Raw genomic sequence first — 15,577 nt, 5'->3', positions numbered from 1 at the left:
CTATATCTCGCTAGCCGCACGAAGAACCCGCTCTGCTTCTTTATCTTCATAAGTTTGGATCAGCTCCTGCAGCCTATCGCGCAAGCTTTCCAATACTGCACGGTAATCCGGATGATCAATAACATTTGATAATTCGTTCGGGTCCTTCTGTAGATCAAAAAGCTCCCAAGTATTCAATTCTCCATAAAACCTGACCAGTTTATATCGGTCTGTACGAATACCAAAATGTGGATGAACATGATGTGGTTGTGGAAATTCATAATAGTGATAATATCCAGCATCCCGCCATTGCACACTATCTTGATTGTTCACCAGCAAAGGTAAAAATGAGTTACCTTGTATATCCCTGGGAATAGTCGCACCAGCCAAATCCAACACCGTAGGCGCCCAATCAATATTTAGTATAAGATCTTGAAGATCCGATCCCGGTTTTACAACCCCAGGATATCGGAGTACAAAAGGTGTTTTCAACGATTCTTCGTAAATAAATCGTTTGTCAAACCAACCGTGTTCTCCCAAATAAAAGCCTTGATCCGAAGCATATATCACGACCGTATTCTCTGCTAAACCACTTTCATCCAAATAGTCCAATAATTCCCCTATATTTCGGTCCAACGATTTTGCGGTAGAGAGATAATCTTTCAAATAGCGTTGATACTTCCATTCCACCAATTCCTTTCCATCCAATTTTTTTTCAGCAAATTCTTTCGATATTTTGCCGTAATAATCAGACAGTGCTTTTTCTTGTTCGGGTGTGTAGCGTCCTTTGACGTGGGCTTCCAATGCTTTACTTTGGCTGGCGGTAAGTTCCTTACCTCCGAACCACTTTTCAATAAGCTGCTGCTTTAATTCCTGCGCCTGCTCTTTGTTTGGGTTGAACACCTGTTCCACTTTCAAATCCTGTCTTAGCACCATCGTTTTATCGATAGTCATATCCTGATCCTTAGCAGCTTCCCTGTCTTCATAATCGTCGTAAAACGTCGCTGGAATAGGAAAATCTATATTGTCAAAGGCACCTAGATCCTGAATATCGGGCATCCATTCTCGGTGTGTAGCTTTATGTCCTACAACTAAAAAGAAAGGCTTATCAGCATCTTGCTGTTCAATAAAATCCTTGGCGAAAGACGTGATGATATCTGTTACATATCCTTCGTGCCTCACCGTATCGCCGTTGTTATGAATAAAATCTGGATTATAGTAATGGCCTTGTCCGGGCAGTATATTAAAATAATTCAACGCTTCGGTAGGGAGTGTTCCCAAATGCCACTTTCCGACCCAAGCCGTATTATATCCTGCTTTTTGCAACTCCCTTGTAAAAATTGTCTGGTTAAGATCAAAATTAGGGTTTTCATTTGTCTTAAAGCCATTCTTATGACTGTACTTCCCGGTTAATAAAGTTGCCCGACTAGGTCCACAGATACTATTTGTCACCAGTTGGTTTTTAAGGATCACTCCTTCCTTTGCGATCCGGTCAATATTTGGCGTTTGTGCCAGCGTACTTCCATACGCACTGATTGCCTGATATGCATGATCGTCCGAAAAGATGAACACGATATTTGGTCGTTTACGTTTAACCGAATCCAGATTTTGTCCAAGAGTACTGAATGTCACACCAGATAATAATCCAGCGAGCAAATAACTATATATTTTTCTGTTCATCATCATTTTTTTAAGTCGTTAACTATTTCATTAGGCCAAGGAATGAGCTTCTCCGTTCCCTTAAAGCGCGGCAACTGAGCTTCCCGCTGTTTGAGTTTTTGCGTAAGTATCCCCGCCAGTTCCTTTGTTTTTTCAGGATGTTTATGGACCACATTTTGCTTCTCTCCTATATCACTGTCAAGATTGTACAGTTCTAGTTCTTGTTTCGTATAATCATAGATCAGCTTCCAATTCCCTATTCTTAAGGCACTAGCCCATGATGAGGACGAAAAATCCTCCTTGATCCATCGATTGGGATGATGCCATACCAACGCTCGCGTAGAATCAACCAGATCAGCATCTTGAAGATATGGTAGAAGATTAATGCCATCTACTGTCTGCACCACCTCCCTGTCCTCCACACCCGCAATAGCGCGTATAGTAGAAAACAAATCTTCCACGATCACAGGATTTTTGGAAACAGATTGTGGTCGGACCACCTTTGGCCATTTCACCACAAAAGGAATACGAATCCCGCCTTCATACACAGATCCTTTACCCGATCGCAACGGTGTATTATGTGTATCAGACACTCCTCCTCTGGGCGGAACACGCGATAACCCACCGTTATCAGACAAGAAGAAGATTGCTGTATTTTCTGACAAATTGTTCTCCTCCAGATAATCCAAGACATCGCCTAAACTTTTATCCACTCCTTTTACCAACGATTGATAAGCCGCTTCCACGCTGTCCACCGACGTGTCATAAAACGAATCTACATACCGTGGATCAGCCTCTATCGGGGTATGTACGGCATAATGACTTAAATATAGAAAAAATGGTGTCTGCTTTTCTACATTTCCTAATGCTGCTAGAGCCGACTGGGTAAGTGCTTCTGTTAAAAAAATATCTTGTCCGTGGAATTTTTCAAGTCCCGGAACCGCATTACGATTAGGGGATCCGTTTCGAGGTCGATCAAAATTTTCCCATCCAAAATACGAAGCAGGATGTCCTATTTCACTTCCTGCAATACTAACATCGAAACCAATATTTTTAGGATTTGATGCCGCAATACCTTTACTTCCAAAGTGAGCCTTCCCCACTAAAATAGTTCTGTAGCCATTTTCTTTAAGTAAACGAGGTAAGGGCGTCACCAAAAAGGTATTGTTTTCGCTCTGGTCTATTCCCAGACCGTTTATATTCCAGTCTACATGCTGGAATATTGTATCCGGGTAATCCGTGCTTCTATCCTTATCAGGATGTGTCCAGTTCGTCACGCGGTGCCTCGCCGCGTTCGTACCGGTAATAAGGCTCACTCGCGTTGGTGTACAAAGTGGCGTTGCATAGGCATCCGAAAACTGGACACCGGTCTGCACTAACTTTTTAAAATTAGGAAAGGTGGAAATATCCTGCCATCCTAGATCATCTACGAGGAATACGATGATGTTTGGTTTAGGGTCTTCCCTTTCATAAAATGTACCGGCATTACACACGCCATATCCAAACAGCAAGGTAAAAAGCAAAAATTTAATATCCATCATTTTGGATAAGATTAGGATTTCTATCAATCTCACTTTGTGGAATCGGGTATAATACTTGATAATCAAACGCCACCTTTCCTCTTTCCTTTGCATATTCAATAAAACGGCCATGTCTGACCAGGTCCTGTCTACGCAACTCTTCCGAGAAAAATTCCCAGCCACGTTCCTTTAGGATGTGATCGCGTAACGTAATCTTATCTCCAAACGAAGATAAGGTTAACAGTGGAATATTTGCTTTCTCACGCACCTGATTAATCAGAACTATCGATTCTTGGTTAGGTCCGTTTAACTCGTTGAGCGCCTCCGCCTTTGACAATAAAATGTCTGCATAACGTACGACGGGAAAATCATTACCTAAGTCAGCTCCCGTCGCTGGCAAATCCTCTTGAAACTTAAAGCTCCGTGCATCGTCTTTGCCTAACGAGATGACGTTTCCATTCAAATCTTCGTAGGAAGTGATGATGACCTGTTTTCTTTCATCGGCAGCGTGAAAAGAATCCAAAAATGACGAAAGTGTCTTCAGCTGCGTTGCATAGTTCGTTTTTGCGGCACCTTTATATTTATAATTTGGAGGAGCTGCATGGGGAAGATAATTTGTCCCCAGACCCGGTTGGGCTATATGCGGCCTTACATAAATAAATTCCTTATTCTCTTCATTTTCAATCAAGAATAAATCTGTCCGCTTTTGACCATCAAATAGATTATACACTTCCAAACCGATCAGTTCGTCCGCTACTTCGACCACTTTATCCCATTTTTTATTGTTCAGATAAAATTTAGTTAGAAAAGCCAATGCGGCTCCTTTTGTCACCCGTCCATATTCTGTCTGTTCGACAGGTAGAACGGCACTCACGTCCAATAGTTCATCTTCTACGAACCGAACAAAATCTTCTTTTTCAGCTCTCGATGGTCTATCGTCGGCGTCTACCTCGCTACTGGTAATCAATGGAACCGGTCCAAATAAATCGAACAAATAAATATAATTGCTTGCTCTTAGAAACCGGGCTTCGGCAATGATCTGGTTTTTCCTATTTTCGTCAAAGTCTATATTTGGGACATGATCGATGACTAAGTTTGCTTTATATACGGCACTGTAGTACCTCGACCAGGCCGTTGCGAAAAACTCATGAGCCGGATTCCAGGTAAAATCCTCCAACGGCTGTGCCAGCCCCCGTAATCCGCCCTCGCGTATGATGAGCAAATCCGTATTCACTTCGGCCATTACCAAAATATTCCGAAAGCCATCCGTACCTTGCTTCTGCTCCGCTGCATACGCCGCCAGCAGAAGTGATTCGGCATCTTCTTGGCTGTTAAAAAAGTTATCAGGACCAAAAGATGAGTAAACCGTTTCGTCTAGTGCATGCTGACAGGAGAACAATAATAAAACTATCAATAATCCAATACTAGTTTTCATTTTCATCTTCATCTAAATATTTTTATACATTTCAACGTTCTTATTTGCCCGTTTTAAGACTGGCATTGATACCGAAAATATAAGATCTCGTTAATGGATAGGCGTTAAAATCTGCCCTCACGTTCGAAGTCCCAAATGCGCTAACCTCTGGATCAGAACCCGAATAATTCGTGATTGTAAACAGGTTCTGTGCTGTCAAATGAAAACTCAATGCGTCAAAAAAAGCGTTGTTCTTTAACGGCAGCTGATAGCGTAACTGTACATTTTTTAACCGTATATACGATGCATTTTCGACCGACCTGCTATTGACATTGCTCGCGTACGATACAGCCACCGGCACGGAAGAAGAGTTCGTATTTGTAGGATTCTCGGGTGTCCAACGATCCAGGTAAGCGTCACGCAATCTGTTTCTTCGAAAAGATATCGGATTTTCCGAATCCGCACGGTTCATATAGAATAATGAAGTTCCAGAAACCCCTTGAATAAAAAACGATAGCCCAAACGATTTATAGCTAAAATCATTATTTAACCCATACGTGAAATCCGGAAATGGAGAACCCAAAATAGTACGGTCGTTAGCATCTATGCGCCCATTACCATCTACATCTTTATATCGGTATTCGCCCGGTCGCGATAATGGTTGAGCGGAATTCTCTATATCGTCATCCAATTGGAACACACCATCTATCTGATACCCATAATACGCATTCAATGGTTGTCCCTCCTGTATAATCGAAAAATCACTAATAAATCCCGCCGATCCAGCTAGGATGAATGGCAGCCCGCCCAAGTCGGTCACTTCATTTCTAATTGCAGAAAAGTTTATATTCGATTTCCATTTGAATACCCTATCTATGTTCAGCGTGTTCAAACCGAATTCAAAGCCATAATTTTTCACACCTCCCACATTTCTAAGTGTCGTGTTAAAACCTGTTGTTCTAGGAACGGGTAATAGCAAGAGTAAATCTCGGGTGTTCTTATGGAAAAAATCAACACTACCCGTTATGCGGTGGTCTAAGAATCCGAAATCAATACCAATATCGAATTGCCTTGTTGTTTCCCATTTCAGATTGGGATTGGGTAGTTGAACTGCCGATATTCCGACTTTGGACGCGCCACCTAGCACAGCCTCGCCAGAAGGGCCGAACAACACCAAGGAATTGTAATTTCCGATTTCCTGGTTTCCGGTAAGCCCGTAACTTGTACGGAGCTTCAGATCCGACAGAAAAGATACATCTTTCAAAAACGCCTCATCTTTTAAGTGCCAGCCAATCGCAGCCGAGGGAAAAAAACCAAACTTATTTGACGCTCCAAACCGGGAAGAACCATCTGCTCGGAACGTAAATGTCAATAAATATTTTTGTAATAAATTATAGTTCACACGCCCCAGATACGATTGCAACTGATTTCGTGTCCGCTCACTACCCACACCGAAAGTAGGTTGCAGTCCCGCTCCTATATTATTGGTGTATAGTGCATCCAAAGGAAATCCCTGTGCATTGGCCGAAAGTCCACGGAATTCAAATTCTTGAAAAGTATAACCCAATAAAGCGTCTATGCCATGCACACCTACTTGCTTTTTATAGGTTGCGGTCAATTCCAATAAGTTGTTTAGTGCTTCGTTGGATTTTACGTCTGCTATGCCCTTTGTTCCCTCGCCTCGCTTTAATAGTCTACTGATGTAACTATCCCGCCTGGCATTCTGGCGATCAAATCCAACATTTGCACGTACGGAAAGTTCCGGAAAAATAGTATATTCGGTATACACATTTCCAAACGTCCGGTTGGTCTTTCCATCATCTCTTACCTCCTGACTCAATGCATAGGGATTTTCCAGATTGACGATACGTGTTACACCATACGATCCATCCTCCTGAAAAACGGGCAGCGTAGGATCCTGAAACAAGGCTGAATAGATGATACCAGCGCTCTCGTTTATACTTACACCACTCGGCGCATATTGGTCATCAATGGAACTACCATTTAAGTTAATCCCAAACTTAATCCGATCAGATTGATAATCCAGATTTGCTCTGCCGATATATTTCTTTAACCCGGAATTCAATACTACCCCCTGCTGATTGGCGTAGTTCAATGACGCATGTACATTCAACTTATCTACGCCGCCTGAAAAGGTGACATGATGATCTTGCAAAGCTGCACTCCTATATATCTCATTCTGCCAGTCAGTTCCTATCCCTATCGTCCGGACTTGTTCTTCCGTAAACTCTGGAGCCTCGCCAAGGTCAGATTTAATGTCGTTCAGAAAAGACATGTACTCCTGGGCGTTCAACATTTCTATCCGATTTGCAACAGATTGTACGCCGGTGGAAACGTTATAGCCGAGGGAAAATCTATTTCCCTCACCTTTTTTTGTTGTTATCAAGATGACGCCGTTTGCCGCTCTCGACCCATAGATTGCAGTAGCTGAAGCATCCTTCAATATTTCTACCGATTTGATATCGTTCGGGTTTAATGAATTGAGAGGATTCCGAGGAGAAGGGTCGCCAACTACTGCCGAACTAGGTGATATAGGTGTATTATTGATAGGTAAGCCGTCTATCACGTACAAGGGGTCATTACTCGCATTGATCGAATTTGCGCCGCGTATACGGATCGACGCTCCTCCCCCGGGCTCACTGCTCGACTGCGTTACCTGTACACCAGGTGCCCTACCAGCAATCAATTGATCCACCGATTGTTGAAAGCCTCTATTAAAATCCGCAGCTTCCAAGGAAGTTACTGAACCGGTAAGATCCCTCTTTTTCTGGGTACCGTAACCGACCACTACGACCTCATCGAGGTCTTCAAAAGATGGTCTTAACGCTATCACGGTTGGTGAAGATTCGACAACTACCGTTTTCGTTTCGTATCCCAAGTAGCTGACGATAAGTGTAAATGGCAGCTTTTGTCCTGTCACGAATGCAAACTCTCCATTACGATCCGTTTTTACGCTATGTGTTACCGCTTCCAATTGCACCGTAGCACCTTCAATAGGTTCTTTTGTTATAGCATCGATGACCTGTCCCGTCAAAGATGCATTGATAATGGGCTTAGGGTCTATTTGGGAATAAGCTTTCGTTCCAATAAGATTTACAGAAAGCAATAGAAAATAGACTGCGTACCAAAGTACTGCAATTTTGTTCATATTTAACATATTTATAGTGAATAACCCCAAGTGCCAACGCCAATTGAATACTTGATTTTATTATTTTTTGTGCCACACGTTATCCCCATTCGGTGGAATAAATCGGGCTGTGTCTGTATTATTTTTATTTTTTTCTATCGCTGGAGCGGCTGCTTGCATTATCAACGCGGCACGGCTAATCGTTGATTTACCTGCACAAGTAACTGCACAGCTATCAATCGTATTTGTTTTGTTATCTAACAATCGCGGGATAGAATAGCTTCCGCTTAACAACGGCAGAACTAAAAAAATAAAAAAGATCTTCTTTGTGTTATTTGCTATCTTCATTTTTAATAAATTTATTTATCACGATGCAGAATACCTTTCAGCTCTTCTAAAATTTGGGTATAATCTGGATCGGTAACTAGGTTCTTGAACTCATTAGGATCGTTCTCATAATTATAAAGTTCTGCCCCGTCACGCCCCTCGTTCCATTCGGTGTATCTCCATTGTTTATAGCGAACACTGCGTCCAAGATAATCACGGTCAATATTCCGGTACCATGCTTTTTGTTTGACATTCTTATCTATCTGCGTATAGGCAGGTCGTTCTATCGCGAGTTCCGGTCTTTGCAGCACATCCACTAAACTTTTTCCTTGTAGTCGATGGGGAGGATTCAACCCGGCTAGTTCTGCAAGCGTCGGATAGATATCGATCAGTTCTGCGGTACTCAATGTTCGTTCTTTTTTAGCGTGGCCTGGAGCGGCGATCAATAAAGGCACACGTGCGGTATGCTCAAAAAGAGTTTGTTTCATCCATTGTCCATGCTGTCCCAGCGCATACCCATGATCGCTCCAAAATACAATGATCGTATTTTCGGTTAATGCCAAACTATCCAACTGATCTAGCAACTTCCCGACCTGGGCATCCATAAAAGAAATGGATGCGTAGTAAGCCTGTGTCAATTCCTTACGTTGCGCAACATTAAGTCCGCTGTGATCAGTCAGGGTAAACCGAGCTGCTTCCGGTTTATCTTCCCACTCACCTTCCTGCTCTTCCGGTAAATTTATCTTTTCAACCGGGTAAAGGTCAAAGTATTTTTTAGGCGCTACATACGGTGTATGCGGCCTAAAAAATCCCACCGCAAGGAAGAACGGTTCATTTTTATGTTCTTCTAATAGTTTTATCGCCTCTAAAGCAACCTTTCCATCGGTCTGTTCTTCATCGGAACCAGGCGCTGCCCAAAACGATAGTGCTCCACCCAGCGGAACCCCAGGTGTGTAGTTGGTGATGTTTTCTTCCTGCTGACGGTCAATACCTATCGGATTAACACGAACATCCCAAGAAAGAGAGTCATCCTGTCCATTCGTACCGATCTGGCTAGGAACGCCATAATGATAAATTTTGCCCACTCTCGCGGTGAAGTACCCATTATTTTTAAATAATTGTGGAAGCGTTACAACATCCGGTAACGTATCACGAAAAAATGTAAACAGGTCTTTAACCTTCGTTTCATCCGGCCTTAATCCCGTCAACAAAGAAGCTCTACTGGGTGCGCACAAAGGATATTGGCAATATGCGCGATCGAACCGCACACCAAGCTTGAATAGTCTATCAAGATTCGGTGTTTTTACGAAAGGATCGTCAAAAACATTCATGTCAACATTTAGATCGTCCGATGCTATAAACAATATATTTGGGCGCTTAACCTGTCCAAATGAAGCATATATACCAAGCAAAATAACGAGAACGCTTGTACAAAATCTTTTCATCGTTTCACATTTTTATAAAATATCTAATTGACTGACGACCGGCACAACCGTTTTGTGGTGTTCTTCGGCCAGTGTAGACAAGGCCTCTACGATATCCTCGTGCTGATCTGCAATATTTTCTGCTTCACCGATATCTTCATTCAGATTATGCAATTTGGGTTTTTCCAATTTTTTCAATTGGTCAGGATAGCCTTTTTCACTATTTTCATAAAAGCTTAATTTATATGGTCCTTGACGCACAGCCACCAATGTTGAAGCATGATAATAGAACATTTCATTCCTTGGGCTTTTTTCCGCACTTCCATTCAAGACAGTCGTCAGATCGTATCCATCGAATACCCGATCGTTTGGCAGATTTATGCCGGCAAGATTGGCAAAGGTCACCAACACGTCCAATGTACTTCCTATTTCTGTAACCTGTCCTGGTGTTACATGATCTGGTCCCCAAAAAATTGCAGGGACGCGCACCCCTCCTTCGTAACTGTTCCCCTTAGCGCCATACAATGGTCCAGAGGAACCACCCAATTCTTTAAATATTTTCCAAGGGCCATTGTCCGTCACAAACACCACATACGTATTTTTATCCAAACCGTTTTTCTTCAAGGCTTCCACAATCTTCCCCACACTCCAGTCTATTTCTTCAATTACATCACCATATATACCCCGCGCACTTTTACCTTTAAATTTTTCGTTTGCAAACAGCGGAACATGCGGCATGGAATGCGCTAGATAAAGAAAAAACGGTTCGCCTTGATTTTTCGAAATGAACTTAATTGCTTCATCTGTATACCGCTCCGTCAAGGTATTTTGGACAGCCGGGCGTTCAATTATCTCCTCATTGCGAAGCAGCGGAACTTGAAAATACTCATTCTTAGGTTGTGTAATAGCTTGGAGATACGGAATAGAGTCGACCCTGTCCATATCATTACTATATGGGATTCCGTAATAATAATCAAATCCATGCCTCGTCGGTAAGAATTCCGGCAGACTTCCTAAGTGCCATTTACCTATAATTCCCGTGTGATAACCTTTCTGTTTTAATAGACGTGCAATCGTTATCTCTGACGCGGGAAGGCCTCCTTTAGAATCCGGAAAGAGCACTCTTCTCTTCTCTCCTTGCATGCCACTTCTTATGGGCAAACGCCCCGTCATTAACGCTGCACGCGAAGGCGTACACACGTTAGCTGCCACATAGAAATTTGTCCATTTTTGCCCTTCGGCAGCCAATTGATCGATATGCGGTGTTTTTATCGTAGGATTGCCGTACGTGCCTAAGTCTCCATACCCTTGATCGTCCGTAAATATCAAGATAAAATTTGGCTGTGATGCCGATTGGCTTTTCTGAGCGTATCCATTTAGCAACAGTCCATATAATGCAATAAATATACCTGCTGATTTGACTAAAAAGTTTTTTTTCATGATTTTAATTTTATGGTTATCAATATCCATCATTTTGTTCCAAGTTAGGGTTAGCATCAATTTCTGTTTGCGGAATAGGGAAAAGGATGTGATGCGCTTTTGCAGCAGTTTTACCTCTTCTGTTTGCGTCGGCGATGAAAGTTCCCTGACGTACCTGATCACTCCTTCGTGCTTGCTCGTACCAAAACTCCCATGTCCGCTCCTTAAAAATTTGTTCTCTAAGCGTTTCTTTGCTAAAGTCCCCAAGCTGTAGCAATTCAGGTAGCGCTCGCTGCCGTACCTGATTCAATAGAGCTATCGATTCCGCATTTGGTCCATTCAATTCATTTAGCGCCTCTGCCCTACTGATCAGCACATCTGCATAACGTAAGACTGGTACATCATTTCCATAAGAAGCACCAATTGCATCCTTATCAAATTCATATTTTCCAGGATAAGATCGGTTATTCCCTAAAAGTTGTACAAAAACACCATTCGTATTGGTATATGATGTAATAATCAATTCACGTCTTTTATCATTAGCGGCAAATGAGTTGACAAAATCATCAAAAAGATATACCTGAGAGGCATAGATCGTTTGGTTTGGAAGATGTGGGTAATCTGTAGGAAAGGTATTCGCCACAAACGGATTTCCTAGCTGTGGAGTAGACTGTATTGTCCAGATAAGCTCTGCATTACCCTCATTTTCAATTAAAAACAATTTGGTATAATCACTAAACAAGCTATATTCCTGCAATTCGATAATTTCATTTGTTAGATCAGCACATTCCTGCCATCTCTTAGTATTTAGATACAATTTTGCGAGAAAGCTCCATGCCGCCCCTTTCGTTGCTTTTCCATATACAGATTGTTTGACTGGCAAAATCTCAGCTGCTTCAAGCAAATCCTGCTCAATAAACGCCACGGTCTCCTCTTCAGTAACACGAGATTGATAGTAATCGTCATCCGGACTTTTGTACAACGGCAACCGCCCGAACCAATCGTGTAACCAATAATAACTGATTCCCCTTAAAAATTTGGCCTCCGCAATTAGTTGCGCATCATTAGCCGGATCGGCATTCTGTAAAATAATGTTGACATCACGTATTACACTATACAACCGTGTCCATATTCCGCTAAAATACGGATGGTTGCTATCCCATGTAAAATTGCACAAGGGCGTAAAGTTTGCTTCAATTGCACCGTACTCATTCCAGTTTTCACCAGAAGTCATACCCGATGTAAAAAAGTATTCATAGTTTCTGAGCTGTGCATTGCCATAAGCGGAGGTGAGCAACGACTGGAGCCCCTCTGGAGAATTTGCATAATTATCGTCCAATTCAGAATAAAGGTCTTCCTGGAGTAAAGAATCACAGGAGGATGTTGCAAAGATTAATAATGCAAGCGGTATATATTTTGAAATTTTCATTATCTATTACGAATTAAAATGATATATTTAAACCAGCAGACCACACCTGTGCTAACGGATATGTATTTAAATCTATTCTGGCACTACTTCCCCCTAATGCATTGGCTTCCGGATCATACCCAACGTAGTTATTTATGGTAAATAGATTTTGTGCAGATAAGAATACTTGAATTCCCCTGACAGACTTTGTCGAGCGTAATGGAAGATTGTAATTCAATTGAATATACTTTAACCGGAGGTAAGAAGCATCTTGCAACGCCAATGTGTTGGATTTCCCTCCGCCATACGAAGTCGGTTCGGTCGCTGATGGCCATTTGGCATCTGGATTATCGACCGTCCAACGATCTTCAACGGTAATTCTCAACATATTCCGCCGGTAATTGCTGGGATAAAGGCTTTCCAGAATATTGCCATTTAGAATATCCCCGCCATACTGCCCCTGAAACAGGAAATTTAAACTAAAATCTCCATAAGCCACCTCATTACGCCACCCATAGGTGAAATCTGGATAAGGATTACCTATTATTTGTTGATCGTCAGCATTTATTCTTCCATCGTTATTCACATCTTCAAAAATTGGATATCCCGGCCGGGAAGATGGCTGCGCACTATTTGCAATTTGGTCTACATCGTTAAAGATACCTATCACCTTGTAGCCGTAGTAAGAAAATGCAGGTTCACCTTCCGTTATGATCGCTACATTCCCAATATTTGCCGCACTGCCCGTGAGTATCCGCTTAGCATCTCCCAAATCTGTTACCTTATTCTTTATGTGCGTGAAATTCAATGATGAGGTCCACCTAAATTTGTTTTTTTGTATGATATCACTAGACAGATAAAGTTCTATTCCGCTGTTCCTCATACTTCCGATATTCGAAAGAATCGAACGATATCCTGTTCCTGATGGCAATGGGAGTTCAATTAGCATATCCTTTGTTGATTTCACGAAATAATCGGCGGTAAGGTTCAATCTGTTTTGAAAGAAAGAGGCGTCTACTCCGATATTTGACTGTGCAGTAGACTCCCATTTTAGATCACGGTTACCGATTCTTGATGGCGAGGTTCCTACCACTAATGTATTTCCCGACACAAAAGTTCCTCCCGTTGTATAGGTTTGTAACGAATTGTAGTTTCCAATATCCTGGTTGCCCGTAACACCATAGCTTCCTCTTAACTTTAAGTTATTGAAAAATTGCGGAATAAATGATTCATTTGAAAGTAACCAACCCGCTGCGACTGACGGAAAATAACCAAATTTATTATCCGTCCCAAAACGCGAGGATCCGTCTGCCCGAAGCGTTCCTGTCAGGATATACTTATCATTATGGGTATAGTTAACCCTACCTAGATAGGATAACAGTGTATTTTCTGCTTTTCCACTATTGAGCGAAGCCGTTGCGATATCGCCTAAGTTCAGGTTATTTGTAGCGAGGTTGTCTGATGGGAAATTTCCTATCGAGCCACCAAAACGTTTAATCTGAAAATTCTGATAAGTGATCCCGCCAAGCACATCGAGTGTATTCCCTCCCGAAAATTGCTTATTGTAATTCATGGTATATTCTCCTAGAATATCTTGTTTTTCAAGCGTCGCTATATTGGCTATTCCGTTTTGTGCGGCACCCCGAATCGTAAGCCTACTATTGAAGATATCCCTACGTTGTGAAAAAAGATCCGTTCCCAGATTAACCTTAGCCTTCAGTCCATTCGCGATCTCATATTCAAAGAAAACATTCCCAAGCGTTCGGTTTGAAGAACTTTCGTTTTGGATGCCGTGGACAAGGCTTAAAGGATTGTTAATCGTCAAAAACGATGAACGAGTGAATGAGCCATCCGGATTGTAGATAGATTCGGTTGGATCGTATAATAATGCCGCATTTATCGGTCCTGCAGATTCATTGATGCTATTGCCGTCAACCGCATTATTATCTATTATCCTGCTGGTTGTTATGTTTATACCAAACTTACCTTTTGCAGCAAAAGTACCATCCAGATTCACCCGACCAGCATATCTATCCATTCCGGTGTTACGTAAGATACCATCTTGAGAAGTAACATTTAAGGATGTAAAATACGATAACGATTCCGATCCACCCGATAGGGATAGATTGTGATCATGTACAGCTGCTTTCTGTAAAATGGCGCTTTGCCAATCTGTTCCTGAACCGATTGTCGCGATCGCTTCTGAATCAAAAACGGGATCGCCCCCACGCTCAACCGATAATTGGTTGACCACATCAATATATTCTGCAGTATTCAAGATGTCTATCCTATTAGCCAACGATTGTACACCGACGTTAACCCCATAGTTTAGTCTCTTCTGTCCTGCTGTACCTCTTTTAGTCGTTATTAAAATAACACCATTGGCGGCCCTTGATCCATAAATAGCGGTAGCTGACGCGTCTTTCAATACTTCAATTGACGCGATATCATTTGGGTTAATTGAATTTATCGGATTCTTTGCGACTAGATTATTTGCTATCCCCCCTTCGCCCGAAGAAGAAGTGAGGTTGGTTGAATTATCAATAGGCAACCCATCTATCACATAGAGCGGGCTGGATCCAGCGTTAATCGAATTATTACCCCTAATACGGACGTTAACACCCCCTCCCGGTTCGGAACTTGACTGCTGTATATTAACGCCAGCTGCGCCTCCCTGTAAAAGCTGATCTACGGATGTTACTGCTGCTCCCCTATTAAAATCAGCCTCTTTCAAACTGGATACCGAACCCGTTACATCTCTTTTTTTCTGCACACCATATCCGACCACAATAACTTCGTCGATATCTGCTGAAACCGGAAATAATTCTATTACTGTTGGAGATGTGTTTACTACTACTGTTTTCGACTCATAACCTATATAGGAGATCGACAATGTGAACGGCAATTTCTGGCCGGTTACAAATTGAAATCTTCCATTCCGATCTGTCTTAACACTATGCGTAACCGCATCTAATTGAATAGTTACACCCTCAAGCGGATCCTTAGAAACCCCATCTATAACAGACCCTGTCAATGTTGCATTGATGATAGGTGTCGGCGACACTTGTCCGTAAGTCTCTACTATAAAAAAGAATAATACAATAGCCGACAAAAATGAATACCGAAGTACTCTTATATATTTCATAAAAAATATCTAATGTTGAACGATGAAAAAGTCAATAGTAATTGGCTTTTATGGAAAATAAATAGTCCTACGAATGAATTTAATTTCTTCGTTTTGTTGCTTTAAGATAGCACGATATTAACGGCACATTCGAC

General features: G+C 41.9%; 9 protein-coding genes. All 9 read right to left on the bottom strand.

Annotation, left to right across the window (positions count from 1 at the left end):
- From EWE74_RS16995 to EWE74_RS16955, 9 genes are read right to left on the bottom strand one after another with little or no spacing between them, the layout of a single operon-like run.
- Positions 1-1,665, bottom strand: a complete 1,665-nt coding sequence (locus tag EWE74_RS16995; protein ID WP_239018694.1) for a sulfatase family protein — start codon at positions 1,663-1,665, stop codon at positions 1-3.
- Positions 1,662-3,179, bottom strand: a complete 1,518-nt coding sequence (locus tag EWE74_RS16990; RefSeq protein ID WP_130142863.1) for a sulfatase — start codon at positions 3,177-3,179, stop codon at positions 1,662-1,664. Before EWE74_RS16990 ends, EWE74_RS16995 begins: the two co-directional genes overlap by 4 nt.
- Complete coding sequence (locus EWE74_RS16985) at positions 3,166-4,605, bottom strand: RagB/SusD family nutrient uptake outer membrane protein (RefSeq protein WP_130142862.1); 1,440 nt, start codon at positions 4,603-4,605, stop codon at positions 3,166-3,168. The genes EWE74_RS16990 and EWE74_RS16985 overlap by 14 nt, the downstream gene beginning before the upstream one ends.
- 28 nt (positions 4,606-4,633) lie before the next feature.
- Positions 4,634-7,741, bottom strand: a complete 3,108-nt coding sequence (locus EWE74_RS16980) for a SusC/RagA family TonB-linked outer membrane protein (protein WP_165384754.1) — start codon at positions 7,739-7,741, stop codon at positions 4,634-4,636.
- A 60-nt stretch (positions 7,742-7,801) separates the two neighbouring features.
- Positions 7,802-8,068, bottom strand: coding sequence for a hypothetical protein (locus tag EWE74_RS16975; protein ID WP_130142860.1), 267 nt, complete (start codon positions 8,066-8,068; stop codon positions 7,802-7,804).
- An 11-nt stretch (positions 8,069-8,079) separates the two neighbouring features.
- Positions 8,080-9,492, bottom strand: coding sequence for a sulfatase (locus tag EWE74_RS16970; RefSeq protein WP_130142859.1), 1,413 nt, complete (start codon positions 9,490-9,492; stop codon positions 8,080-8,082).
- Between the two features lie 12 nt (positions 9,493-9,504).
- Complete coding sequence (locus EWE74_RS16965) at positions 9,505-10,911, bottom strand: sulfatase family protein (RefSeq protein WP_130142858.1); 1,407 nt, start codon at positions 10,909-10,911, stop codon at positions 9,505-9,507.
- A gap of 19 nt (positions 10,912-10,930) precedes the next feature.
- Complete coding sequence (locus EWE74_RS16960) at positions 10,931-12,319, bottom strand: RagB/SusD family nutrient uptake outer membrane protein (protein ID WP_130142857.1); 1,389 nt, start codon at positions 12,317-12,319, stop codon at positions 10,931-10,933.
- A 13-nt stretch (positions 12,320-12,332) separates the two neighbouring features.
- The gene (locus tag EWE74_RS16955) at positions 12,333-15,443 is read right to left on the bottom strand and encodes a SusC/RagA family TonB-linked outer membrane protein (RefSeq protein ID WP_130142856.1); all 3,111 of its coding nucleotides are present in this window, start codon (positions 15,441-15,443) and stop codon (positions 12,333-12,335) included.
- Between the last annotated feature and the right edge of the window lie 134 nt (positions 15,444-15,577).

Source organism: Sphingobacterium corticibacterium (assembly GCF_004208525.1).
Lineage (GTDB): Bacteria > Bacteroidota > Bacteroidia > Sphingobacteriales > Sphingobacteriaceae > Sphingobacterium > Sphingobacterium corticibacterium.
This window is presented reverse-complemented; position numbering and strand designations above follow the sequence as displayed.

Bases quoted from the DNA above. Each gene is read 5' to 3' on its own strand.
- EWE74_RS16980 (WP_165384754.1), bottom strand. From the start codon at position 7,741: ATGAACAAAATTGCAGTACTTTGGTACGCAGTCTATTTTCTATTGCTT.
- EWE74_RS16985 (WP_130142862.1), bottom strand. From the start codon at position 4,605: ATGAAGATGAAAATGAAAACTAGTATTGGATTATTGATAGTTTTATTA.
- EWE74_RS16955 (WP_130142856.1), bottom strand. From the start codon at position 15,443: ATGAAATATATAAGAGTACTTCGGTATTCATTTTTGTCGGCTATTGTA.
- EWE74_RS16975 (WP_130142860.1), bottom strand. From the start codon at position 8,068: ATGAAGATAGCAAATAACACAAAGAAGATCTTTTTTATTTTTTTAGTT.
- EWE74_RS16990 (WP_130142863.1), bottom strand. From the start codon at position 3,179: ATGATGGATATTAAATTTTTGCTTTTTACCTTGCTGTTTGGATATGGC.
- EWE74_RS16970 (WP_130142859.1), bottom strand. From the start codon at position 9,492: ATGAAAAGATTTTGTACAAGCGTTCTCGTTATTTTGCTTGGTATATAT.
- EWE74_RS16995 (WP_239018694.1), bottom strand. From the start codon at position 1,665: ATGATGATGAACAGAAAAATATATAGTTATTTGCTCGCTGGATTATTA.
- EWE74_RS16960 (WP_130142857.1), bottom strand. From the start codon at position 12,319: ATGAAAATTTCAAAATATATACCGCTTGCATTATTAATCTTTGCAACA.
- EWE74_RS16965 (WP_130142858.1), bottom strand. From the start codon at position 10,911: ATGAAAAAAAACTTTTTAGTCAAATCAGCAGGTATATTTATTGCATTA.